General features: G+C 39.6%; 19 protein-coding genes and 1 pseudogene. 5 read left to right on the forward strand and 15 right to left on the reverse strand.

Annotated elements, in window-relative coordinates; translation table 11 throughout:
• Positions 1-12: 12 nt before the first annotated feature.
• The 6 genes from ACIQCE_RS04580 to ACIQCE_RS04605 form a co-directional block, all read right to left on the reverse strand.
• On the reverse strand, positions 13-1353 hold the full coding sequence (locus ACIQCE_RS04580) for an aspartate aminotransferase family protein (protein WP_400493773.1): 1341 nt from the start codon (positions 1351-1353) through the stop codon (positions 13-15).
• Positions 1354-1607: 254 nt separating this feature from the next.
• A complete protein-coding gene (locus tag ACIQCE_RS04585; RefSeq protein ID WP_400493774.1) occupies positions 1608-3200 on the reverse strand; it encodes a PucR family transcriptional regulator in 1593 nt (530 codons plus the stop codon).
• Between the two features lie 651 nt (positions 3201-3851).
• Positions 3852-4271, reverse strand: coding sequence for a VOC family protein (locus ACIQCE_RS04590; RefSeq protein WP_400493775.1), 420 nt, complete (start codon positions 4269-4271; stop codon positions 3852-3854).
• Positions 4272-4647: 376 nt separating this feature from the next.
• Entirely contained in the window at positions 4648-6186 is a 1539-nt protein-coding gene (locus ACIQCE_RS04595) for a GNAT family N-acetyltransferase (protein ID WP_400493776.1), read from the reverse strand.
• A complete protein-coding gene (locus ACIQCE_RS04600; RefSeq protein ID WP_400493777.1) occupies positions 6170-6868 on the reverse strand; it encodes an HAD family hydrolase in 699 nt (232 codons plus the stop codon). The genes ACIQCE_RS04595 and ACIQCE_RS04600 overlap by 17 nt, the downstream gene beginning before the upstream one ends.
• Positions 6869-7176: 308 nt before the next feature.
• Positions 7177-7503: a DUF5365 family protein gene (locus tag ACIQCE_RS04605; RefSeq protein WP_400493846.1), complete on the reverse strand. Its 327-nt coding sequence runs from the start codon at positions 7501-7503 to the stop codon at positions 7177-7179.
• A gap of 127 nt (positions 7504-7630) precedes the next feature.
• Here ACIQCE_RS04605 and ACIQCE_RS04610 point away from each other — a divergent pair, with 127 nt between their 5' ends.
• On the forward strand, positions 7631-8539 hold the full coding sequence (locus ACIQCE_RS04610) for an RluA family pseudouridine synthase (RefSeq protein ID WP_400493778.1): 909 nt from the start codon (positions 7631-7633) through the stop codon (positions 8537-8539).
• A 47-nt stretch (positions 8540-8586) separates the two neighbouring features.
• Here ACIQCE_RS04610 and ACIQCE_RS04615 read toward each other — a convergent pair whose 3' ends face one another.
• The 3 genes and pseudogenes from ACIQCE_RS04615 to ACIQCE_RS04625 form a co-directional block, all read right to left on the reverse strand.
• Positions 8587-9153, reverse strand: a complete 567-nt coding sequence (locus tag ACIQCE_RS04615) for a class D sortase (RefSeq protein WP_400493779.1) — start codon at positions 9151-9153, stop codon at positions 8587-8589.
• Between the two features lie 188 nt (positions 9154-9341).
• A pseudogene (locus ACIQCE_RS04620) lies at positions 9342-10736 on the reverse strand (thermonuclease family protein); the annotation flags it as partial.
• Between the two features lie 96 nt (positions 10737-10832).
• Positions 10833-14213, reverse strand: coding sequence for a CheR family methyltransferase (locus ACIQCE_RS04625; RefSeq protein WP_400493780.1), 3381 nt, complete (start codon positions 14211-14213; stop codon positions 10833-10835).
• A 145-nt stretch (positions 14214-14358) separates the two neighbouring features.
• Between ACIQCE_RS04625 and ACIQCE_RS04630 the strand changes: the two genes are divergently transcribed.
• Positions 14359-14994, forward strand: coding sequence for a spore coat protein (locus ACIQCE_RS04630; RefSeq protein WP_400493781.1), 636 nt, complete (start codon positions 14359-14361; stop codon positions 14992-14994).
• A 28-nt stretch (positions 14995-15022) separates the two neighbouring features.
• Here the strand turns inward: ACIQCE_RS04630 and ACIQCE_RS04635 are convergent, their stop codons facing one another.
• Both ACIQCE_RS04635 and ACIQCE_RS04640 read right to left on the reverse strand, forming a co-directional pair.
• The gene (locus ACIQCE_RS04635; RefSeq protein ID WP_400493782.1) at positions 15023-15898 is read right to left on the reverse strand and encodes a hypothetical protein; all 876 of its coding nucleotides are present in this window, start codon (positions 15896-15898) and stop codon (positions 15023-15025) included.
• Between the two features lie 150 nt (positions 15899-16048).
• On the reverse strand, positions 16049-16555 hold the full coding sequence (locus ACIQCE_RS04640; RefSeq protein ID WP_400493783.1) for a YhcN/YlaJ family sporulation lipoprotein: 507 nt from the start codon (positions 16553-16555) through the stop codon (positions 16049-16051).
• Between the two features lie 154 nt (positions 16556-16709).
• On the opposite strand from ACIQCE_RS04640, the gene ACIQCE_RS04645 reads away from it, so the two are divergent.
• The 3 genes from ACIQCE_RS04645 (at position 16710) to cspB (ending at position 19023) form a co-directional block, all read left to right on the forward strand.
• Positions 16710-17120 carry a spore coat protein gene (locus tag ACIQCE_RS04645; RefSeq protein ID WP_400493784.1) on the forward strand — a complete coding sequence of 137 codons (411 nt, stop codon included), beginning with the start codon at positions 16710-16712 and terminating at the stop codon, positions 17118-17120.
• Positions 17121-17518: 398 nt separating this feature from the next.
• Positions 17519-18610: a GGDEF domain-containing protein gene (locus ACIQCE_RS04650; protein WP_400493785.1), complete on the forward strand. Its 1092-nt coding sequence runs from the start codon at positions 17519-17521 to the stop codon at positions 18608-18610.
• Between the two features lie 212 nt (positions 18611-18822).
• On the forward strand, positions 18823-19023 hold the full coding sequence (cspB, locus tag ACIQCE_RS04655; RefSeq protein ID WP_353856293.1) for a cold shock-like protein CspB: 201 nt from the start codon (positions 18823-18825) through the stop codon (positions 19021-19023).
• 114 nt (positions 19024-19137) lie between these two features.
• Here the strand turns inward: cspB and ACIQCE_RS04660 are convergent, their stop codons facing one another.
• The 4 genes from ACIQCE_RS04660 to ACIQCE_RS04675 are packed head-to-tail and all read right to left on the reverse strand — an operon-like array spanning position 19138 to position 22347.
• Positions 19138-19497: a hypothetical protein gene (locus tag ACIQCE_RS04660; protein ID WP_400493786.1), complete on the reverse strand. Its 360-nt coding sequence runs from the start codon at positions 19495-19497 to the stop codon at positions 19138-19140.
• Positions 19498-19513: 16 nt separating this feature from the next.
• Positions 19514-20038, reverse strand: coding sequence for an NAD(P)H-dependent oxidoreductase (locus ACIQCE_RS04665; RefSeq protein ID WP_400493787.1), 525 nt, complete (start codon positions 20036-20038; stop codon positions 19514-19516).
• A 17-nt stretch (positions 20039-20055) separates the two neighbouring features.
• Positions 20056-21675, reverse strand: a complete 1620-nt coding sequence (locus ACIQCE_RS04670; RefSeq protein ID WP_400493788.1) for a DHA2 family efflux MFS transporter permease subunit — start codon at positions 21673-21675, stop codon at positions 20056-20058.
• A gap of 39 nt (positions 21676-21714) precedes the next feature.
• Positions 21715-22347, reverse strand: a complete 633-nt coding sequence (locus ACIQCE_RS04675) for a biotin/lipoyl-containing protein (protein WP_353856297.1) — start codon at positions 22345-22347, stop codon at positions 21715-21717.
• Between the last annotated feature and the right edge of the window lie 98 nt (positions 22348-22445).

Genomic DNA, 22445 nt, shown 5'->3' on the forward strand with positions numbered 1-22445 from the left:
AAACATCTCTGCTTATAGCTGGGCCATGCTTTCTTTTAATGTATTGATGATAAACGAGGCATCATCATCTGTGATACTAAGCGGCGGTGCAAGCTGCGCTACATTATTATAGCCAGCCACAGTATCACCATTTTTCCCAATGATGAGACCGCGCTTTTTACATTCTGCGATCAATTGGCCTAAGACACTCGCATCAGCAGGCTTTTTTGACTGCTGGTCTTCAACAAGCTCGATTCCAAATAGCAAGCCTTTTCCTCTTACATCACCAACGAATGGATGCTCTTTTAATTCCTGCAAACGATCCAGCATGGCTTTACCAAGTGTTTCAGAGCGTTCAACTAAATGCTCATTTTCCATGATCTCAATATTGACAAGAGCAAGTGCACACGAAGCTGGATGACCTCCAAATGTATTCACATGACGCAGCCGGTCATACGTGTCTTCACCTGCATAAGCTTCATATATTTCACGTTTTACACAGGTTGCGGAAAGTGGTAAATAGCCGCTAGTGATTCCCTTCGCCATTGTAATCATGTCTGGTTTTACCTCTTCATGCATAAAACCAAATCGCTTCCCTGTCCGGCCAAATCCGCAAATCACTTCGTCAACAATCAGCAGCGCTCCATGGGATTCACAGATGTCTTTCACCTTCTTCAAATACCCTTTTGGCGGCATTAATATACCGCCTCCCGTGATAATGGGTTCCATTATCACCCCTGCAATCGTCTCACTTAATTCCCAAGTCATGACTTGGTCAATGGCATCTGCACTTGCCAAATGATCTTGATCCTCGGGGTAGCGGTACAGATCAGGTGGTGCGACATGAATAAAGCCTTGTCCTAATGGTTCATATTTAAATTTACGCTGCGCTTGACCTGTTGCAGCAAGGGCTGCGGCTGTATTTCCATGGTAGGATCGATAACGAGATATAAATTTTGTTCGTGTGCTTTCTCCCTTTTGCGCATGATACTGTTTTGCGATCTTAAATGCCGTTTCATTGGCTTCAGAACCACTGTTTGAAAAAAAGATGACATAGTCACCACCAAGCCATTCATTTAACTTCTCAGCAAGCTGTATCGCCGGTACGTGACTTTGTGTGAGCGGGTAATATGGCATGGTGTTTAATTGCTTGTACGCCGCTTCAGCAAGCTCCTTTCGGCCATAGCCGACATTCACACACCAAAGACCAGACATCCCGTCTAAATACTGATTTCCATGAATATCTGTCACCCATGCGCCATCTGCTTCATGAATGACCATACTTTCATTTTCTTTGTTTGTGCCTTTCATTTGATGCCAAATCAATTGATCGTCTTTTTTCTGAAGATTTTGAGCCTGCTCATGCATTTTCATCTTTCTACGCCCCCATGTATCCGTTTTCATCATAAAAGAAGCTTAGACGGTCCATAACATTGCCTCTCCATTCAGTATATGGAAGAAAAGCGAAGCATATGAAACTGAAACAAGACCACCTGAATCAGATTACCTATCATTTCTTTCCATTATAAAAAAGGGTACGGGCCGTTTACATTAGACAGATCGTCAACTGATTGAAAAGAATGATAAGACATTGTACTCGAAGTCTCGTCAGATCTAACAGAAAGCTGTTAATGCCGACTTCCTTGCAAGAATTCATAAGCCAAAATAGCAAATTCAAGTGCCTGACGTTTCGGCGCTTGCATCATATCTTCACCAAGCAAGGCATGTAATTTATCAAGTCTATGATAAAGTGTTTGCCTGACGATATAGAGCTGGCTCGCTGTTTCTTTTTTAGAACCATTGGTTTGTAAAAATATGTTCAACGTTTGGTACAGTCTTCCGTTATTTTGCTTATCATATAAAATAACTGGCTCTAAATACTCCTTCACCATACTTTCAAGCAGGCCGCTTTCTTTCATGACAGGCATTAACCGAAGCATATGCAAATCTTGATAAAATGGACTTTTCACACGATGCGGCATTACTTTCTTTAAATGAAGGACTTCTTTGGCTGTCTGAAAGCTTTTCCTCATATGATGAAACTGATCACAGTAAAGACCGATCCCAAAATTGATGACTGTCCCATTATGTTGCTCTCGCTCATATGACTGCCTCATTTCATTTGCCGCTTTCTCAGCGCGCTCTTTCCAATCCTCTATCTTCCTCGTATTCATTAAAATAAACAAGGTTTGTCCTTTATGTTCATAAGAAATCAGGTGAAAACCGGCACGCTGAAAGATGGCACGGCAAGATACGAGAAAATAAAGATTCCCTGCAATCTCTTCTATTTTATGGTTCTTTTGAAAGAGCATTACAACACAGCCTGTCGGTTTTTTCAGTCCTTCTGTTTCTTCAAGATGCTCTAAAATATCCCTTTCTGTATGCTCTTCATGAAACCATTTTTGCAGCCATTCGTTTTCTTTCGTCTTCTTCAGCTCTTCTGTATATAGCTCCCTAAGAGTTTGCTGGGCAAGAGCATTCGCTCCTTTATCCATGACGAGCATTTCAAATTCTGAGAGTGTATTTGGTTCATGAATTAACACAAGGTTTGCAAATGTTTGTTTGAGTGCAAATACTGGCTTTTGGTATACTTGATAACCTTCTGGCAGTGAAGCATGTTGCAAATACGTCATAACAAGTTCTTCGGTTTGCTTTGATGATTCACATAAGATAATCGGCTCTCCTTGAACTGGAATTAATAAGAGAATCCCTCTCAGATGACGATACACTTGATCCAGAATGTCCATCTGCGGATGAGGTGTCAGTAAAAGTTCATTGAGCCTTGAAGATAATGTTTCTAAATCAGCCATCATTTGATACTGACGCTCAATCATCATCGTATGGATATGCTGTGTAATGTTGACGAACTTTACTTCCTTGGTAAACAGGATCAGAGGGAAGTCCCGTTGATCTGCATATTCAATCAAAGCTTCTGGCACATCATAACGAAGCGGAACAAATTCAATACATAAGCCTGCTGCACCTGAATCAATGAGCTGTTTTAAAAATTCTTTAAACACATCGAGCTGATCATGAAAAGCTGCGGCCGTTGTTAAAATGAGTTCGCCTCCATTTAACAAATCCTCTACAGCAGGCACTTCTAACACATGTACCCATTTCACTTCTCGAAACAGCCCCTTTTCCCCCGCTAACACCTTTGCATGAGTAAAATGCTTTGTTTTCAACACATCATTCACTTGGAAATGAACATCTACATTCATTCATAAGTTCCCCCTTTGTTAGCCATCCCCTATCCCAGAGGATGCATTGACAAAATCCATCATAATACAGTAAAGTGACAATACTCAGTATCACACTGAGAAAAGTCGTGCTTGAGACAACCCTAGGTTTCGTTCGACATTGTACAGCCATGTTGTATTCGCTACAGTTGACATTGCTGTGACGAAGATCATCATTTGTTTCACTAGATTAAGATCATCTACCGGTTTTTAAATCAAGTAAATCCAAATGCGATCATCCCCACTTGTTTAAATGACCACAAGCATCATACCAAAATCAACATCATCGCTGTATAGATGCATCTCATACAAGCAGAACGCCTGTCATCAATTCTTTAGGTAGCGAAATGTCAATCAACTGAAATAATAGACCAATCAGAGCCCCCTAGCAACAGGCATGTGCAGTCATTTATAAGAACGACTTTTAGATGAAAGCAAGAAATGGTGACATCTCATATCAAGACATTGATGAGAGCTTATGTATACCAAAACCAATTGCCTTCTGCCCGATATACCCAATCAGGAAAATTCCGAACAATAACAACTCCATGTCTATACTTCACTAGAAGAATTTCTTATTCTCTTCCCTTCGTCATAATCATACCACTGATAAACAATAAAAAAGAAGCACTCTTAGGAAAGACTGCTTCCCTTCTCCTCATCCATATAAAACACTTCCCACAAATGACCATCGAGATCCTGAAAGCTCCATCCATACATAAAGTCATAATCCTGCTTCTCCTTAAACGGTGACCCTCCTGCTTGTATCGCCTTCTTCACCAGTTCATTTACCTCTTCCCTCGTATCTACCTGCAAAGATATGATGATTTCTGATGCGTTTCTGGCATCAACTAACTGTTTCTCTGAAATAAACTGGAAATGCTTATGAGAGATAAGCATGACGATCATCCTCTCATTGATGATCACACAAGCTACCTGATCATTCGAAAATCTCTGATGAAAATCAAAGCCGAGCTGCTCAAAAAAAGCCCTCGATGTATTCACATGTTTCACAGGCAAATTGATATACACATTTTTTGCTTGTCGCCCCATGGTCCTCCCCTTTCCGAACGAATTGCCTATTTTCAGTATATTCATCTTTTGCTACAGCATCCCTTTGTTATATGAAAAAATCAGCGCTCCGCCTTATTCACCTTAATTTTACATAAATAAAAAATCATTGATGTTCTCAAACCTTTGTCTTTTTAAAAAACAAATGATGACTCTCACCATCCCTTCTTTCAATCGCATGTGATCCCTGAATAAAAAAAGCGCTTAGGAAGTAGATATATGCTGGATCTCTCATCTAGTCAGGTGTCCTTTTCGCTGTCAAAGGCTTTGCCCAGTTCGGTTCGCTACACTGTCGTGTCGTTAAAGAACATGTAAAACCAAAACAAGCGCCTCGCATAAAACAAGGCGCTTGTTCTGGTTATTTTTTATATTCAATATGGTAGACATCTCTGCGACGATCCTTCAATTGACGTACGGTTCCGTCCTGACGCTGCCTTCTTAAAATTTCTAAGTCGACATCACCAACAACAACCATTTCGATATTCGGATTACACTCACCCACAATACCATCTCTTGCAAACTCAAAGTCAGATGGTGCAAAGATAGCAGATTGTGCATACTGGACATCCATATTCTCTGTTTGCGGAAGGTTACCGACTGTTCCAGAGATAACCGTATATATCTGATTTTCAACCGCTCTTGCCTGGGCACAATAACGGACTCTTAAATAGCCTTGCCGATCTTCGGTACAAAACGGAGTGAAAATAATTTTCGCCCCTTTATCAGCAGCAATACGTGCTAGCTCAGGAAATTCAATATCGTAGCAAATTTGAATGGCAATTTTACCACAATCGGTATCAAACACCCGGACTTGATCGCCACTTGAAATTCCCCACCATTTTCTTTCATTCGGAGTTATATGAAGCTTATATTGTTTTTCAATCGTACCATCACGTCTAAACAAATACGCAATATTGTAGATTTTCCCTTCTTCTTCAACAAAGTGTGATCCGCCAATGATATTAATGTTGTACTTCACAGAAAGGTCTGTAAACAAATTAATATAGTCCTCGGTATATTCGGTAATTCGCTGAACCGCAAGACTTGGTGATCTCTCTTCTAAGTAAGACATAAGCTGTGTTGTAAAAATTTCCGGGAAAACGGCAAAGTCAGCCGAAGCATCTGATGCCACGTCTACATAATATTCCACTTGATTCATGAATTCCTCAAAGGAGTGAATTTGTTTCATTGCATATTGAATGACACAAATTCTGACAGGGAAAGCCGATTTATAATACCGCTTTGACTGCGGGCGATAATCGACATTGTTCCATTCCATTAAAGTTGCATACGTGCTTGATGCTTTATCATCCGGTAAATAATTAGGATTAATCCGCATCAGACTAAACTCATTTAAAAGCTGGAATGATAAAACAGGATCATAAATTTTGTGCAGCATGACCTGTTCAACATATTGGCGAGGAGTCATTTCTTCTTGATATTTATGATAATTCGGAATACGTCCTCCAATGATAATGCTTTTTAAATTTAATCTTCTTGCTAGGTCTTTTCTTGCTTCGTATAACCGGTGTCCAATTTTCATGCGCCGGTACTCAGGGCTAACCATCACTTCAATCCCATACATATTCATACCATCAGGATTATGATTGGTAATGTAACCATCATCAGTAATGTCTTGCCATGTATGACGATCATCGTATTCATCAAAATTAATTAATAAGCTTGAACATGAACCAATGATTTCTCCCTCAAATTCTGCACAGAACTGCCCCTCTGGAAAATGTTCGAGATGACTTTCTAAATGTTCTCTTTTCCAAGGATCCATTCCTGGGAAACATACCTCTTGCAATGCAATGATTCGGTCAATATCTTCTTTTTTAATATTGCGAATGACCATTCTTTTTTCAAACCTCGTTAAATCAAGCTTTTCTGTCATTGTTTCTTATGCCCCCTGACTGATCCTCTTTTTCAAGCTGATGGAAAAGCTGGAGCAATTCGATTTCAGCCATTGATTCTAACCTGTAATCATATTCTTCAAATTGAAGGGTGCTCGTCACTTTGTTTGGAACAATCACACATTTCATGCCCGCTCGTTTTGCTGCAATTAATCCATTTACAGAATCCTCAAAAGCTACACAATCCGCCGGCTCTACACCTAAGCAACTTGCAGCTTGCAAATAAAGTTCTGGATGTGGTTTCACTTCCTCCACGTCATCTGACGTGCGGATGCACTCAAAATAATCAAAAAGACCAATTTGTTTTAGGTGATCAGACACCCATTTATAGTCAGAGCTAGAGGCAAGACCAATCTTAATCCCCAGCTCCTTTGCCGCTTCCAAATAAGCTTTCACTCCAGGTCTTGCTGATTCATTCATGATTCTTTTTTGAAAACGGGTACGTCGGTCCGTTGTGAGCGCCTCATGATCCAATGGTGTACCGAGCTGCTTTTCCAAATACTCAAATGGTTTAAAGCCTGCTTGCGTGCCAATGACGTTGCCCCAAACAGAAAGAGGCAGCTCTGCCTTATGCTCTGCAAACATTTCCTGCAAAACCTCATATTCATGAGTTTCTGTATCTAAAATTAATCCATCAAAATCAAATATAATCGCCTTTACCAACGAGGCCACTCCTTTTTTTACGAAAGTCTAAAAAATGATACTCACTTTTATCATAACGCTAATAAAATTTACTTTCAAAGATGAATGTCTGCTAAAATGATGATGTAAAAAAGGAGCCTGCAACGATTTGTCAGGCTCCTAACATGTTCTATTCATTCTGCAAGAGATCCAAGCGCTCCGATTCGTGGAGAATATGCAATGTGAAAAAGAGCGGGGTTGGTATTACAGATCATTACAGGTTTCTCCGTTCCCTTAAAAATAGTATGTGCGCCCATCTTGTAAGTTAACAAGGAAGTTCACACCAACTTTTACGCATTTTGAAGGTGACGGCTCTCAAAATCGTCTAGGTCAAACGGAAAGAAAAAGCCGCACTCATTGATTTGCGCACGATTTCGTTCAAATAGCTCACGGTCTCGTTTTGTTAAATGACGTCTAGGCTTTAAAATAATGGTATGTACAAGCTGAAGTCCAGTTAAAATTCGAAAGGCATCATCCATCGTACCGTTGTATACCCCATCGATAAATGTGAAGGCGCGCTGCTGCTTGTAACCGTCCATATGATGGGATAAGAGATGATAGAACTCTTTTGATATTTCTTCAATTGCCTGTTCTTGAAGTTCTGTAGCAGCTTTCATTAATCTCACGTGACATCTACCCTCTCTGTCGTTATTCTCCATTCAGAATAGCACAGAAAAAAAGGCATTCGCCAAGGTAAGTGTTTCCTATATATCACCATGTGTTGAGAAGAGAGGAACGTATTTCATGAACATTAAAGGACACATGCTTTCTCTGAAAGTAAATGAGCACCACAACGACACATCATTAAGTCACTTCTTAAAAACTGAGGTATCTGCCTCTAAACCGATTATTCACTTTTGGCTCAAACATCAAAAAGTACGATTAAACCAACAGCCAGCATATCACGCTGCAAAAGTAAGTACAGGCGACAATGTCACAATTGATTTATTTGAATTTGAAACAAGTGATGTCACGCCAGAATATGGTGATTTAGATCTATTGTTTGAGGACGAGCATTTACTTATTGTCCAAAAGCCCGCTGGACGCCCAACTCATCCGAATGAAAAAGGACAGACAGGCACCCTTGCAAACCTAGTCGCCTTCCATTATCAAGCAAATGGTGAGGAGAAACGGGTTAGACATATTCATCGGCTCGATCAAGACACAAGCGGTACTGTCATATTTGCCAAACACAGATTAGCACATACTGTACTTGATCAGATGCTTTCCAAAAAAATGATCAACAGAACATATCTCGCCATTGCAGAAGGGGTGTTCAAGAAAAAGAGAGGAACCATTACAGCTGCGATTGGCCGTGACAAGCACCATGCAGTGAGACGTAGAATTTCTCCAACTGGGCAGAAAGCCATCACTCATTTTCAGGTGATGGGTGTGGACAAACGCCGCAATATCACAGCAGTCCAGCTCCAATTAGACACTGGGAGGACCCATCAAATCCGTGTACACCTCAGCAGCATAGGCCATCCTTTGGTTGGAGATTCGTTATACGGCGGGATGAGTAATGGGATCACTCGATGCGCTCTTCACGCCAAAAAAGTTGAAATGAAACATCCGTTTACAGGAGAGCATCTTATCATTGAGGCCCCGCTTCCATCTGATATGGTCAAGCTGATGGAGCCAATAAAGCACTAAACCATATAAATAAGAGCCTGCACGTTATCCAGCAGGCTCTTATTACATTAAACAGATGTTCGTTTGGCATAAATAATGTATCGCTTTGGTGCATTCCCGACAAAATGAAACGGATAACATGTCGTTAACACCAGCTCTTCATTTTTATTTTGCAAGGTGATGATAGAAGTATCATGCTGATCTACAATTTTTGTATGAGTGATTTCATAAGCAAATTCACCATACGGAACCTTAATCTTCAACTGATCCCCGATATCAAGCTCTCCCGTACGTCGAAACACAGTATCCCGATGCCCTGACAGCACAATTTGCCCATGTTGATCAGGATAATAGCTGCCTTTGTAATGCCCGACTCCTTTGGCAAGATCGTCAGCTTCCGTTCCTTCTACTATTGGAAGGTCAGCTTTAAGTCTTGGGATAATGAGAATGCCAGATCCTTTGCCGACTTCAGGGGAAAACTGCTCCTTTGACATAAAATCATCAACAGCTACCACTTTTTTGGCTTCATCTAACGTTTGCTCTGTTTGAAGGTGAGTAGAGACCATTTGCCATATTCCCCACCCGACCAAGACAATGCCTGAAGTCATCACAATAAGTGCAAGCCACTTTATCATACTTAAACTCCTTCTTATCTTTTAAGACTCAAGGCTGCCTTTCATGAACGCTTTTAGCTTGCAGTCGCTATATCTTCTTGTAATGCTTTTTTAATTTGCCTCTCTTTTTGAAACAAAATAGATACACCGTTAAAGCGATTGACGAACGCAGCTGTTGCTTCTAAGTCTGTAGGACCTATTTCAGGATTAATGGTTAAAGGCACTTCTCCAGACACCTCTGCTGGCCTATATCCAGCACGCTCTGCCTCCTCTTTAGAAGCAAAGAATACTCGTTTGTCTACATCTATCTCTTTCCACTCATCAGGTGATACGTAGGTTTTCGCAGATGAATCACCGACATAACGTGTTAATCCTTTTTTCTGCTCACGTGCTCTAAATTCAAATGGCTGTTCCAAAAGCGGGTCTGCTTGATTCCAAATTCCAATCCCCTTCTCCTTCGCTTCTTTCACAGCTTGCTGGAAGGTGTGATAGTCTTTGTCATTTCCAACCGGCCAAATAAAGTAAGTGGATGCATAGCCTTTTTTCACAAGCTCCAAATTTGTGTTTACACCTTTTTTCGTTTTCACTTGAGCAAGAAGACGCCCATAGCTGTCTTTCACTTCCGAACCAATAGTTAATGTGACTTTATCGCCACTTGATAAGAGTGTTTTTAAATAGTCTGTTGCTTTTTGCCCAAAGCGTAATTGGTTTTCATCTAATTCATTTTTAGGTTTGTGGTAGGTTTCAGGTGTGTCCATATTGACAAAGCGTACTTTCGTTGTACCAAGCACAGGTTCTTTTAAATGAATTGTATCTCCATCTACAACACGGTCAACGGTTGCTGAATATTCTTTCTTGATCTTTGGTGGCTTCGGCTGGCGTTTTAAACGTTTGATATCCTGCTGATGCCTTGGAAGCACCTGCAACGTGTCATACCTGCTTAAGATACCTGTAAACTCATACCATTGGCTAGACTTCACTTGATCAATTGCTTCTGTGTCTACCATGACCCTAAGGATCGTGCTAGTGTACTTTTCATCTAGAATGATCACATTATATCCACCACCAAAAGGTGTAGCTGGTTTTGATTCAACATAGCCTTTTACTTTCACAAGGCTTCCTTCATATTTATCTGCTTGACCAGTTTCAAATTGTTTAATCGAGATTCGATTCGGAGTTGGTAATGTTTGATTCTTTGCATCTATTGTGATGCGACCATGTTCTGGAACGATCTCAATCAGTCCTTTATAAGTAGTCACTTTGCCAGTGACCGTCACCTTCATGCCAGCTTTCAGTTCTGGGAAATTTTTTGGCTGTGCTGAATAAATATTGACTCCTGCCGTTTTGTCCTGAATATATGTAGATAATTTCCCATTCCCTATGGCTGATTGATCCGCTGTCACAACCCCACTTACTGTCACTGTTTCTCCTATCAACTGTCGAGCTTTTTTGATTTTCATTGGTTTCACATGTTGCCATGTCGTTACTTTCTTCTCAAAAGCTCTTGCCTGCTCTAATGTGAAAGTGCCAGACAAAACGAATTGCAGACTACATATCACCAAAATCAAACAACAGATCAATCGAACTGTTTGAATATGCTTCATTTCATTTCTCTCCCCTATTCTTTATAGTTGACCTCTTTCATAGTTTACAAAGGAAATGTTGAATTTGAATGGATTTCATGTAAACATCTCTAGCTTTTATTTTATTGGAAACGTAATGGTCACTTTTGTTCCCTTTAAATTCTTGCTTTCAAAATGGATTGTACCACCATGACTTTCAATGATTTTATTCGTCACCATAAGCCCAAGCCCTGTTCCTTTTTCTTTCGTCGTATAAAAAGGTTCCCCTAACTTACTAATCGCATCTTCTGGGATTCCTTTTCCTTGGTCTTCAAATATTAAAATAACTTGATTATTTTTTAGCATTGATGTCACTTGAATGACGCCTGTTACGCCATCCATTGCTTCAATTCCATTTTTCAGTATGTTGAGGAAAACCTGTTTTAATTCATTTGGAATTCCTTGAATCTGCGGCAGAGATGGTGAAAGATTTTTTTGAATCGATATCCCTTTTAATACGGCCTGAGATTCAACGACCATACTCACTTCTTCTAGCAGTAGGTTGACATGAACAGGTTCAAATTTCACCGACTTGCTTCTAGAGAGCACAAGGAATTCATTAATAATCGCCTCGAGCCGATTAAACTCTGACATCATCACATCTGCATAATCCTTTTGATATTTTTTACTCTGAATCATCAGCTGTAAGAATCCTTTTAACGATGTAAGCGGGTTACGTATTTCATGAGCAATGCCAGCTGCAAGCTGACCAACTGCTGACAGCATCTCAGATTTCATCAGCATCTTCTCTGACTGCTTTTGGTTTGTGATATCCTCTGAAATGCGCATAACTGTTGACTGCATTTTGTCAGGGTCATCAATTCGGTGTAAAGAGACTCTTTCCCAATGTTCTCGTCCTGATAAATCTTGAAAGTACATCTCACCTGTCCAGCTACCTTCTCTTAGGCACACATCCCATTGCTTCGCTAAATCATCACATTGACACAACCTTTGATAGACCGAAAAAATATTCTTGCCGATCAGATCGAATTCATACTGTTGCACAAAGTGACAAAAACGCTGGTTCACGCATTGAATGATCCCTTCCTCAGTTGCGACAACAATATGAATATGACTGTTATCCAGTGCTGTCACCGCAAGATGAAGAGACTGTTTGATTTTCGTGATTTCAGTCATTTTAATCCATGTCATCGCCGCTCCCTCATAATCCTGATAAAAAATAGGCGTAATGTGAACGGTAAATTGCTCCCCTTCGTTTGTCTCAATCTCACGCTCAATGACACGTCTGTCTGACATAACGGATTGAATATCATGATAAAGCGTCTCATGCGCCATCTCCTGTGCAATCGACTGAAAGGATTGATGATGCTGCAATTGTGCCGAAGTGAATAAAGATGCTGCTGCAGGCGTGAAATAGCGAATATTCATCTCTTGATCCACAAACAACGTCGCAAGCTCAGGTTTCACCGAGGGACGATAGAGCTCTTCTCTAGTCACCTTTAAGTTGTTTATGATATTGATAAATTCTTCGTGCTTTTTCTGAAGCTCCTCTATTTGCGCGTTCTTTATTTTCAATTGAGCCCTTGCCTCTTGCTCTTTTTGCTTTACTTCATTAAGTTCATTTTCTAAATCGACAATACGCTGTTGATAGACTGAGTTTGGGTCCGACATGCCTAGGTACCTGCCGTTCATTTGATTTTTTTCTAGCACATTCATCCGAATGAGAATGACGTATACTCCCTTAAAACGGCGATCAAAACTTTTCACTGTAAAATCTGCATACTGCTTCCTGCCCTTTTTTGAAATAAGCACATGTTGAAAAACAATCTCTGTCTCATCTGTCCACACCTTCTGTAATGTTTGTCTCATCATCTCCTTCATATAGTCAGGTGTCACATACTCACACGATTGATTCGGCACTTCTGAATGGTCTAGGAAGGAATAGGCACCATTTGAAATGGCAAGTATTTTGTCACAATCATTGATCACCATACATGCGTCATAATTTGCACTCACTTCTTTCATATATTCTGCAGCTCGTTTTTTCAACTCTTCATGAAACTTGGCATTATTCGGATGTTCATTGCATTTAGGAACGCTTGAATGAGTGTAAATGTTCCACCTTTCATTTAACAGATGAAACAAGTGAGGGATATTAGGCACTTTATCATTTGTCCCTAATATCAAAACCCCTTGATCTTTTAAAGCATACTGAAAACGGGACAATACTCGTTTTTGCACTTCTGGCTGGAAGTACATCAGAACATTTCGACAACTGATAAAATCGAGGTGGATAAAAGGTGAATCGATCAATAAATTGTGAGGGGCAAAGACAATATGTTTTCTAAGCGACTGCTTCACAATAAAAGCGTCACCTTTCTTTTTGAAATATCGCACCCGCCATTTCTCTGGCACCCTTGCCATTGCCTCTACTGAATAAAGGCCTTTGCTTGCGGTCTGAATGGCTTTCCGATTGATATCTGTTGCAAACACTTGCAGTTCTATTGAAACTTGTCTTCGCTTCATTTCTTCTAAAAATAAAATGGTAAAAGAATAGGCTTCTTCGCCCGTTGAACATCCTGCAATCCAAATACGACAACAAGGTTTCTCGCTTTTTACCACATGTTCAATAATTGTTGGAATGATCTTATTTTCACATAGGCGAAAGGCTTCCATCTCTCGAAAAAAAGAAGTAGCTCCGTTCAAAAGCTGGACATGTAAACGATCAAGCTCATCTGGCTCCATCTCTAATAAGCGATCGTACTCTGACAATAATGAAATCGGCTTTTTTGCACTTCGCATTCGTCTTTGAATAACAGATAGCATTCTTTGTTTTTCATAGGTTGAAAAAGCGATACCTTTGTACATTTCAAGTCGTTCAATAATTCTTCCCAGTACCCGATCTGCTAAATCGACATGTGGGACGTTCAAAATGTTGGCTATATATGTTGCAAGGGCAGAAGGATCTGTGAATGTTTGATGATAGATGCTGTCAAAACCAATTTCTAAATCACTACAAGACACTGCTGTACCGCCTTGCTCGATTAATTGAAGCAAACCACTCCCCATACAATGGCCTTTTTGAAATAAGATGGCAAAAGCCTTCTCTTTTTGAACTTTTGCAAGTGACTGAAAGAAAGAGTCGACAGAGCATTGCTTATCCGATGGAAGACGTTCTGATACATACAGTTGATTGTTTTCTGTCAACGTCACAATGGCATTAGGCGGACAAAAATAAATCGTGTTTTTCATGATTTTTTCGCCATGACTAATCGTTTTTGCCCGGTAACCAATCGGTAAAACAAGTTCTTCCAAATCTGCTATCCAATCGCTCGACACCCAATTTTGCACGACAATAAAAGAGGCATTCAGTTCATGTGGAAACGACTGAAAAAATGCCTTAAGACTGTGCTGTTCAAACGGTGTAACACCTATTCCAATCACTGGTGCCTGCACATGTTTGCCTTCTATCAAACGATTCATGATTTTGTCCTGCATCTGGTACCCCCATGTTCATTCGTCTGATACTTTTTTTCGACAAAAAGAAAGAAAACCCTCTAATTGTAAATAATGTTTTTTGCATGAAAAAGGGAGAACTTCCTCACATTAAAACAGATTGTATAAAATAGAAGGAGGAATCTCTATGCAAAACGAACAGCAACCATTACAAGGCAGTGCTCCGCAGCCTGAATTCAACCATGGCGGGCATGAATTATTCGATTTACATGAAATTTTAGCAGGGATGATCAACATTTTAGATCAATATATGATCTTGAGGCAGTTTATCCAAGATCCTGTATTAACCGACATCTTGGATCGCCAATATCAATTCGTTTTGTCCCAGTATAATGTCACTGTCAATAGTTTTTCTACCGGACAAAAGCCTAATGAAGAAACATCGACTTATATGATGAAAGAAAAGACACAGGTGACGTACGGCATCAAACCATCACAGCCGAAAAAACCAAATCAATCGTTACAGGATGTTAAAGACTTAGGCATTACAGGCCATATGCTTAATTTGGTCAAGTCACACTCAGGATTACTAGCAATGTCGGCTTTAGAAGTAACAAATCCAGTCGTTAGACGTGTTCTTTCCGCTCAAATTCCAAACTTTATCGAAATGGCGTATGAAATATTTTTATATCAAAACAAACATGGATATTATCAAGTCCCTCAGCTTTCTGTACAAGACATGAAAGCTATGACTTCTGCTTTCGTTCCAATGAAAGAGCAAATTCAAATGCCGCCTAGTAAAGCAGATAAACCACTTCATTAATTGAAAAAACGGCTGACCTGTATTGCTATCAGCCGTTTTTTCTTTCGTACGTTGTCTTAAACTGTTCTTCAAATTCAGTCAGCAACTGGCCTGTTGCCTGTTCAAATCCTCTTTCAAAGCGACCAGTTTTAGCGGTTTCCTTCATGATCTCATGAATGATGTCTCGTCCGTAAAATTGTACCAGCTCATAGATCATATAATAGCTTTGTACATAGACATCTGTCTCATATTTCACCCGTGATTCCTGCCAATCACTATCGGAATGAAGTGAATGAAAAGGGATGACCTCAAACCGTTCAGATGTCGCATTTAAGACGTCATAGGCTGTCCATTCTGCTACTCCTTCATGGAACCATAGAGGAAAGATCGCAGGAGATACTTCATATGCATGAACCTTTTCATAAAATACAAAATGAGCATATTCATGAATAAATAAGGTTGTGAAAAAGTAAAGAGACAATGTCTCTTTTTTCAACAGTTCATCCCGCTTATCAGGATATAATCCAATCATTTGGTCATGATCAGAATAAAAGCCTGTAATATGCTGAATACCTGCAAATTGTTCAATGGTTTTTTTATCATCGAAATAAATAATGTCTAAAGGTTTGTCTGTTTCAAATTGAAACACAGAAGCTGTCCTCTTCTTTGCCTGCTCCAGAGCTTCTATCGTCAGATCAACGAATACCTTCTCTTTCTCTGCATAGTAAATTCGAATATGATCATAGATTTGCTTATTGAGCCCCTCCGTTAAGACCGTTTTGGGAGATGACTGTTGCTCTAAATATTGTCCTGTGAACTGAAATGTAACATAAACTAAGTACGCGGTGAAGGCATAAAAAATGAGACCTGCTGCAATCATACCGCCTACAAGCTTCTTTTGAATTAATGACTGATTGGCTTTCATTTACTCCCCACCTGAAATCATCCTGCATCCTCTTTCTATGAAAAAACAAAGATCAACAAGAGGTGATATATTTGTTAATTTATGCAGCATGATGTGGGAGGTTCTCTTTAAAACAAAAAAGCCGCATATGACATACGGCTTTTGTCGTAGCTATTTCGATTCAGGGAAGACACGTCTGACTGTTTCAGTAAATTCGTCGAAGAATCCTGAAATTGGCTCTCCGCTTCTAATGCGTTTGACGTATCCTTTCATACGATCAACAAAGTCTGGATTAGCAGATACATACACGTTATCAATTTGTCGATCAGTTGATTTCACTTTGTCTGAAATTTTCTTTTTTAATTCGTCTGTCACATTGCCGCTTTTATTCCCCTCAAGTACCACTGCAACAAATGCATTTTTACCTGTGACAAGCACATGAGCTGTTTTTACTTCCGACATGTTGGCTACGAGCTTTGACGCCTTATCTGCCACTTTTACCTTCTGCGGTGTTTCGACATCTGGCTGATCTTGTCGCATGTTATCATTTTTATATGTGACATTTTCATATTGACGTTCCATCGCTCCTCTTCGCTCATCACCTTGGTTGTTCATTCCACACCCAGTGGTGATCAGAGTGGGAACAAGTAGTATAGATAGCATCCATTTCTTATTCATCAATGATTCCCTCCTTTTGTTCCTAGGTTTTTCATAAAAGAGACTTTTTATGCACATATCATCTATGACAGCAAAATGAATTCATAAATAAACATCGTTTGGTCATCCTAAAAAAGATGAAGAAGTATCATCACGATCAAATGGAGGGATTCGTTTGTTTAAAAAAAGAAAAGGCATTAGCACAGGCGCACTGATCACTGGCTCAACAGCCATTATTGCACTATTCTCCCCTGTTTTACGGAAAAGGTTGAAAGGCATGGCGACTATGAAGATGTCTCCTATGATGAAAGGCAATAAGCATAATCATCAACAGCATGAGCATTCTCAAAAGCAATCGCACGCGCACCAAGAGACAAAAGGTACTGCAGAAGTCGCTCAAATGATGAAGCAGGCATTCTCATCAGATCAACCGAATGAAACAGATCATCAACATCATTCATCATCAAGGCCAAATCAACCGCCAAGAGGAGCTTATGCAAAGCCTCTTCACCTTGATGAAAGTGTCATGAATGTCATGGATGATGATTCCATCCAGCAAGTGATCAATGAAATAGAGCACAAATAAATAATCAGGGGCCAATCTAGGCTCCTGATTATTTACCTGAATATGCTCTTTATAAAAAGAGCCTTCGACAGTTGTGAGTAATAACGAATAAAATAAGCAAAATCTCTTCCTTCATGATTTCACCCTGCCCACTGTCTTACATGTATACACGCAAACATTTTGCATCCCAACACCTTCAAGTCAAACTGTTACCAAGAATGCTCCTCTTAAATCTCAAGAAGAAACCTCACATCTTGTATTCAATTGGCATTTGGTGATCATTCACAGTCTGGATCTGCATATAATAAAGTACTTTTCCCTCATACGCCTTATCCCCCTCATAGTGAACTTTATATTAATTATCTTTTTTTACTTTCCTTTTCAAACAAATTTTAGTAATTTTAAAAAGGTGATTTCATTTGTTAAGAGACCTCTTTATTAATTTAACAATCCTTGTCACATTCCATTATTTATTTATGCTTGTGTTTAAGGAGTATTTTTCAAAAAAGGAAGACACCTTACTCAGACAATTATGTAAAGGAATTGCATCTGGATTGCTTAGTGTTGTATTAATGTTCTTCTTTATTAAAACAGGGCAAGCAATGATTGACTTAAGACATATTCCCCTCATTTTAACGGCTTTTTATGGAAGTATTGTACAAACATTTGTTGCAACATGTATTGTCATCATTGGACGATTATTAATCGAAACAAATGTCGTTTCTTTCGTGAATATTTTTTCTTTGACAATGATCGTCACAGCCTCTTATCTAATTGCTGAACGCCATATGAATCATGTAGTGAAAATACTGTTATCTATTACGATAGGTAACCTGATGGCATCCATTTTATTTATCATCTTTGTGCACGAAACATCGTTTGAACTGCACTTCACCTATTGGATTTTTTCGTATATTGCCGGGGTGTTTAACTTTTACGTCATTGAGCATCAAACAAAAGCATATCAGCTTTTAAATTTGTATGAATTCCAAGCTCATTATGATTTTTTAACAGGTGTTTTAAACAAACGAAAATTTGACGAAGTGCTGAGTCACGCTTTTTCTTTGAAGTTAAAGCAGCCTCTCCATCAAATATCCCTTTTATATATAGACATTGATTACTTCAAATCCATCAATGATCAATATGGACATCACGAGGGAGATATCGTATTAAAAGAAATCGGGACAACGCTGATCAAAAACACAAGAAGCTCTGATTACATTGGGCGTATCGGAGGAGAGGAATTTGCTGTCCTTCTTCCTAATTGCTCAGTTGAAAAAACATGGCAAAGTGCAGAACGATTGCGGAGAAAAATAGCCGATCAGCCGATTTATTTACAAAATGGGACATCCATTCATATTACAGTTTCAATCGGATGTGCTTATTACCCAGGAACGCTTACAGACATCAAGCAATTACCCATTATTGCTGACCAAGAACTTTATAAAGCCAAGCAATCAGGTCGAAATCAAGTGAGCTTTTCTGCGAGAAATAGAGACCATCCGACATAGAATTTTTCCTCATTTTGGTACATGTAATTATTTTTAAAAAAGTTTTCGGATTACTGTTGTTTTTTCGCGCAAACACTGGTAAAGTAAAAGTAATTATTTTTGTTCGTTATCACCTTTAAGAAGAAAGTTTTGAAAGAGTTTTCGTCTTTGAAGTTTGTGTAAGAGCAAGAATAGTGAATTTAAGCGTTTTGATCGCTTTAGGAGGAAATTTCATGTTAGAAGGTAAAGTAAAATGGTTCAACTCTGAAAAAGGTTTCGGATTCATCGAAGTTGAGGGTCAAGATGATGTATTCGTTCACTTCTCTGCTATCCAAGGCGATGGCTTCAAAACTTTAGAAGAAGGTCAATCAGTTTCTTTCGAAATCGTTGAAGGTAACCGTGGACCACAAGCTGCTAACGTTAACAAAGCGTAATCTAAGAGCAATAGCTCTTTTAGCACTTTATAGAGTGAAAGGAAACCGCTCGGCATCTGCCGGCGGTTTTTTATTTTTTTATGAAAAAAGAGAACCGCGGGTCGGGTTCTCTTTTTATTCATCCTTCTGCTTTAACTTCTGCAAGGCAGCACGATACATGTCATCATTCATTTTTTGGTCTGGTTCCTCTTGTTTGATAGGTGATTCTGGCTGTTTAAATTTTTGAAGTGCCTGTCTGTAGAAATCATCGCCAGATGCATGATTATTTGTTTGAGAAGGCTCTGATGTGTTTGTTTCTTCTTCTGGCTCTACATGTCTAGCGGATGCTTCCGGCTCATTGCGTGGCACGTCAGGCTGAATTAGCACATCTTTTTTACTCTCTTCTTCCTTCTCGACCGATGCGTATCTGACATTGAACGCTACTAATCCAATAATTACAAGGACAGCAGCTACTAACGCTACAATAATCGTCACCAAAAGAACCCTCTCCTTATCGCTTAAATGACGCTGTCACTGATGCTACACGTCTTCCTAGTGCCTTTCCAAGCTCAATTCCTTCATCAGAAATCAAGTCGTCAGAATCAACCGGACATGTCACACCTGCTCCATAATAAGAGCCGTATAAAGCATTCTCCGGTACATTTCCAGGAAGACCTACAACAATCATTCCTTGGTGGAGCATAGGCGTGATCAGATTGTGCATTGTCATTTCTAACCCGCCATGCGTCGTAGCAGTTGTGCAAAAGACTGCACCAACTTTATCAATGAGTTTCCCTTCTGCCCATAAATAACCAAGGCGATCAATCCAAGTCTTTAATCCAGAACTAATGGTACCAAAGTGACCAGGGCAGCCCCAAATAATCGCATCCATTTGATCGAGCTTGCGAATATCAGCATCCTTCACATGGTCAATGAAGACTTCTGCATGTTCTGTTTCACCCGCACCCGCTGCAATGGCTTCAGCCAATGCTTTCGTATGGTCACCTTCACTATCGTATACAACATACATTTTCATTTATAGTCCCTCCACACTTATCTTGCATCTTGGTTTGCTTCCTTAGGTGCTGGAAGCAAAGTCATTTCTTGTTTTGTATGCTGTTTCACTTTGCGCTCTTTATCCTTACGTACATCACGTAGGAATAAACTAAGAATGACACCAGCCGCACAGAATAACGTAACCCACATGTAAGCATCATTAATCCCCATCACGTTTGAATCAACTTGTGCTTTTGTAAAGAGCTGGGTATAAACATATTTTTGAGCCGCTTCTGCTGTCATGCCCATATGATGCATCACATTGGACACAGAAGATTGGAACGAATTCATAAAGAACGGATCCGTTGTATTTGTTTGATCAGCCATATTTGAATAATGGAACGTCGTGCGATTCGTATAAATCGTCGTGATCAAACTTGTACCAATAGAACCACTAATTTGTCGTAACGTATTGGACATTGCTGTACCATGACTGTTTAAATGCTGTGGTAATTGGTTCATTCCCGCTGTCATGACAGGCATCATTAAGAGTGACATACCAAATGCACGTATTGCATACATGAGCACAATGTGACTGTAAGAGGTGTCAATGGTGAGCTTTGTAAATTCGTAAGTTGTGACAACTGTAATCAACATCCCAACAATCGCAAGCGGACGAGGCCCAAATTTATCAAATAAAATCCCTGAAATTGGTGACATAATCAGCATCGCAATCGCTCCAGGAAGCATCAACAGACCCGATTGCAAGGCAGTAAATCCAACAAGGTTCTGCAAATAAATTGGAAGTAAGAACATTCCTGTATACAATGCGATGGTAATAATGATGTTAATGACACTTGATAAAGAGAAAATGCTGTATTTAAACACGCGGAAGTCAAGCATTGGATTTTTCACTTTTAACTGCTGGATAATAAAGATCATGATCGCAATCGCACCAATAATGATTGTGGATAAAACGATCGGATCTGTCCAACCATCACTTCCCGCTTCACTCACACCGTATAAAAGCGAAGCAAATCCGACAACAGAAAGAACGGCACCGAGGCTGTCCAGCTTGATCTTCCTTGGCTCTATAATATTTTTAAACATAAAGAAAGCCGCAATAATGACAATCGCACCGATTGGTACAAGGCCATAAAACATAATACGCCAAGTATAATGTTCAATAATATAACCAGACAATGTTGGCCCTACAGCTGGTGCAAACATCATCGCCAGACCAAAAATCCCCATTCCTTTCCCTCTGTTTTCTGGAGGGAAAATAAAAAGGATTGTTGTCATGACAAGCGGCTGCAAGATACCGCCACCGACTGCCTGAATTAAGCGGCCAATGAGCATCGTAGAAAAGTTAGGCGCAATTCCGCAAATAAATGTACCCAGTGTAAATGAGATCATGGCCAAAAGGAATAAACTACGCTGTCCAAAACGTGTAATTAAAAACGCAGATAACGGAATTAACACACCGTTGACAAGCATGTAACCTGTTGTAAGCCACTGAATTGTCGTCGCACTGACATTAAATTCTGTCATTAAATGAGGCATGGCTACATTCAAAAGCGTTTGGTTTAAAATCGCTACGAATAAACCGGCCATTAAGATGATCAGTAAAGACAAGGAGCCTGTTCCCTGTTTTGTCGCTGCAGGTTGATTTGCCATCTCAGACAACCTCCTTTCATTTTTTCATATCACTCATCATTAAGATGAAATTTTGACAGATGCATTCATACCTGGAAGCACTTTGTCAGATGGGTTTTTAATTGAAATTTTCACTGCCACTTTTTGTGTCACTTTTGTATAGTTACCACTTGAATTTGTTGCTGGTAGCATATTAAACGTTGAGTTTGTTGCATAACCAATTTGTTCAACAGTTCCTTCAAATGTTGTATCAGGATCACCATCTACAACGATGTCCACTTTGTCGCCTTTTTCAATGTTTTTAATATCTGTTTCTTTGATGTTAGCTGTAATATACAACTTGCTTAGGTCAATTGTTTCTCCAAGTACTGTACCCGGCTGCACTTGTTGATTGTTCTGCACTTCTTTTTTGACTAATGTGCCGTCAGCAACTGCTTTGATATTTGTTTTTGCTTCTCCTTCCACTTTTGCAACTGTGCTGTCTTTTTGCACTTCGTCACCTTCATTGATATCCCAGCCTTTGATTTGTCCAGCTACTGGTGCTGTAATTTGATACATATCACCTGTCACTTTTGCTTCATCTGTTTTCACAAAGTTTGTGCTCTCGTAGTAGTAATAAGCACCTCCTGCAATAATGGCAAGAATCACAATAAGACCAATAATGTTCGTTAGCAATAAACGACCTCTGTTCATGTTTTGTTTCTCCTTTCATGTATGAAAATATAGTGTCATCTGCTTTAGCAAACTTAGAATACCCATCATCTGACAGAATATGAAACAAACTCATATAT

The organism is Bacillus sp. NPDC093026 (assembly GCF_044754665.1).
Lineage (GTDB): Bacteria > Bacillota > Bacilli > Bacillales > Bacillaceae > Bacillus > Bacillus maqinnsis.

Excerpts from the sequence above, each read along its gene's own strand:
- ACIQCE_RS04675 (WP_353856297.1), bottom strand. The coding sequence starts at position 22,347 with ATGAACAGAGGTCGTTTATTGCTAACGAACATTATTGGTCTTATTGTG.
- ACIQCE_RS04625 (WP_400493780.1), bottom strand. The coding sequence starts at position 14,213 with ATGCAGGACAAAATCATGAATCGTTTGATAGAAGGCAAACATGTGCAG.
- ACIQCE_RS04665 (WP_400493787.1), bottom strand. The coding sequence starts at position 20,038 with ATGAAAATGTATGTTGTATACGATAGTGAAGGTGACCATACGAAAGCA.
- ACIQCE_RS04610 (WP_400493778.1), top strand. The coding sequence starts at position 7,631 with ATGAACATTAAAGGACACATGCTTTCTCTGAAAGTAAATGAGCACCAC.
- ACIQCE_RS04615 (WP_400493779.1), bottom strand. The coding sequence starts at position 9,153 with ATGATAAAGTGGCTTGCACTTATTGTGATGACTTCAGGCATTGTCTTG.
- ACIQCE_RS04670 (WP_400493788.1), bottom strand. The coding sequence starts at position 21,675 with ATGGCAAATCAACCTGCAGCGACAAAACAGGGAACAGGCTCCTTGTCT.
- ACIQCE_RS04585 (WP_400493774.1), bottom strand. The coding sequence starts at position 3,200 with ATGAATGTAGATGTTCATTTCCAAGTGAATGATGTGTTGAAAACAAAG.
- cspB (WP_353856293.1), top strand. The coding sequence starts at position 18,823 with ATGTTAGAAGGTAAAGTAAAATGGTTCAACTCTGAAAAAGGTTTCGGA.
- ACIQCE_RS04595 (WP_400493776.1), bottom strand. The coding sequence starts at position 6,186 with ATGACAGAAAAGCTTGATTTAACGAGGTTTGAAAAAAGAATGGTCATT.
- ACIQCE_RS04605 (WP_400493846.1), bottom strand. The coding sequence starts at position 7,503 with ATGAAAGCTGCTACAGAACTTCAAGAACAGGCAATTGAAGAAATATCA.
- ACIQCE_RS04590 (WP_400493775.1), bottom strand. The coding sequence starts at position 4,271 with ATGGGGCGACAAGCAAAAAATGTGTATATCAATTTGCCTGTGAAACAT.
- ACIQCE_RS04580 (WP_400493773.1), bottom strand. The coding sequence starts at position 1,353 with ATGAAAATGCATGAGCAGGCTCAAAATCTTCAGAAAAAAGACGATCAA.
- ACIQCE_RS04630 (WP_400493781.1), top strand. The coding sequence starts at position 14,359 with ATGCAAAACGAACAGCAACCATTACAAGGCAGTGCTCCGCAGCCTGAA.
- ACIQCE_RS04640 (WP_400493783.1), bottom strand. The coding sequence starts at position 16,555 with ATGAATAAGAAATGGATGCTATCTATACTACTTGTTCCCACTCTGATC.
- ACIQCE_RS04635 (WP_400493782.1), bottom strand. The coding sequence starts at position 15,898 with ATGAAAGCCAATCAGTCATTAATTCAAAAGAAGCTTGTAGGCGGTATG.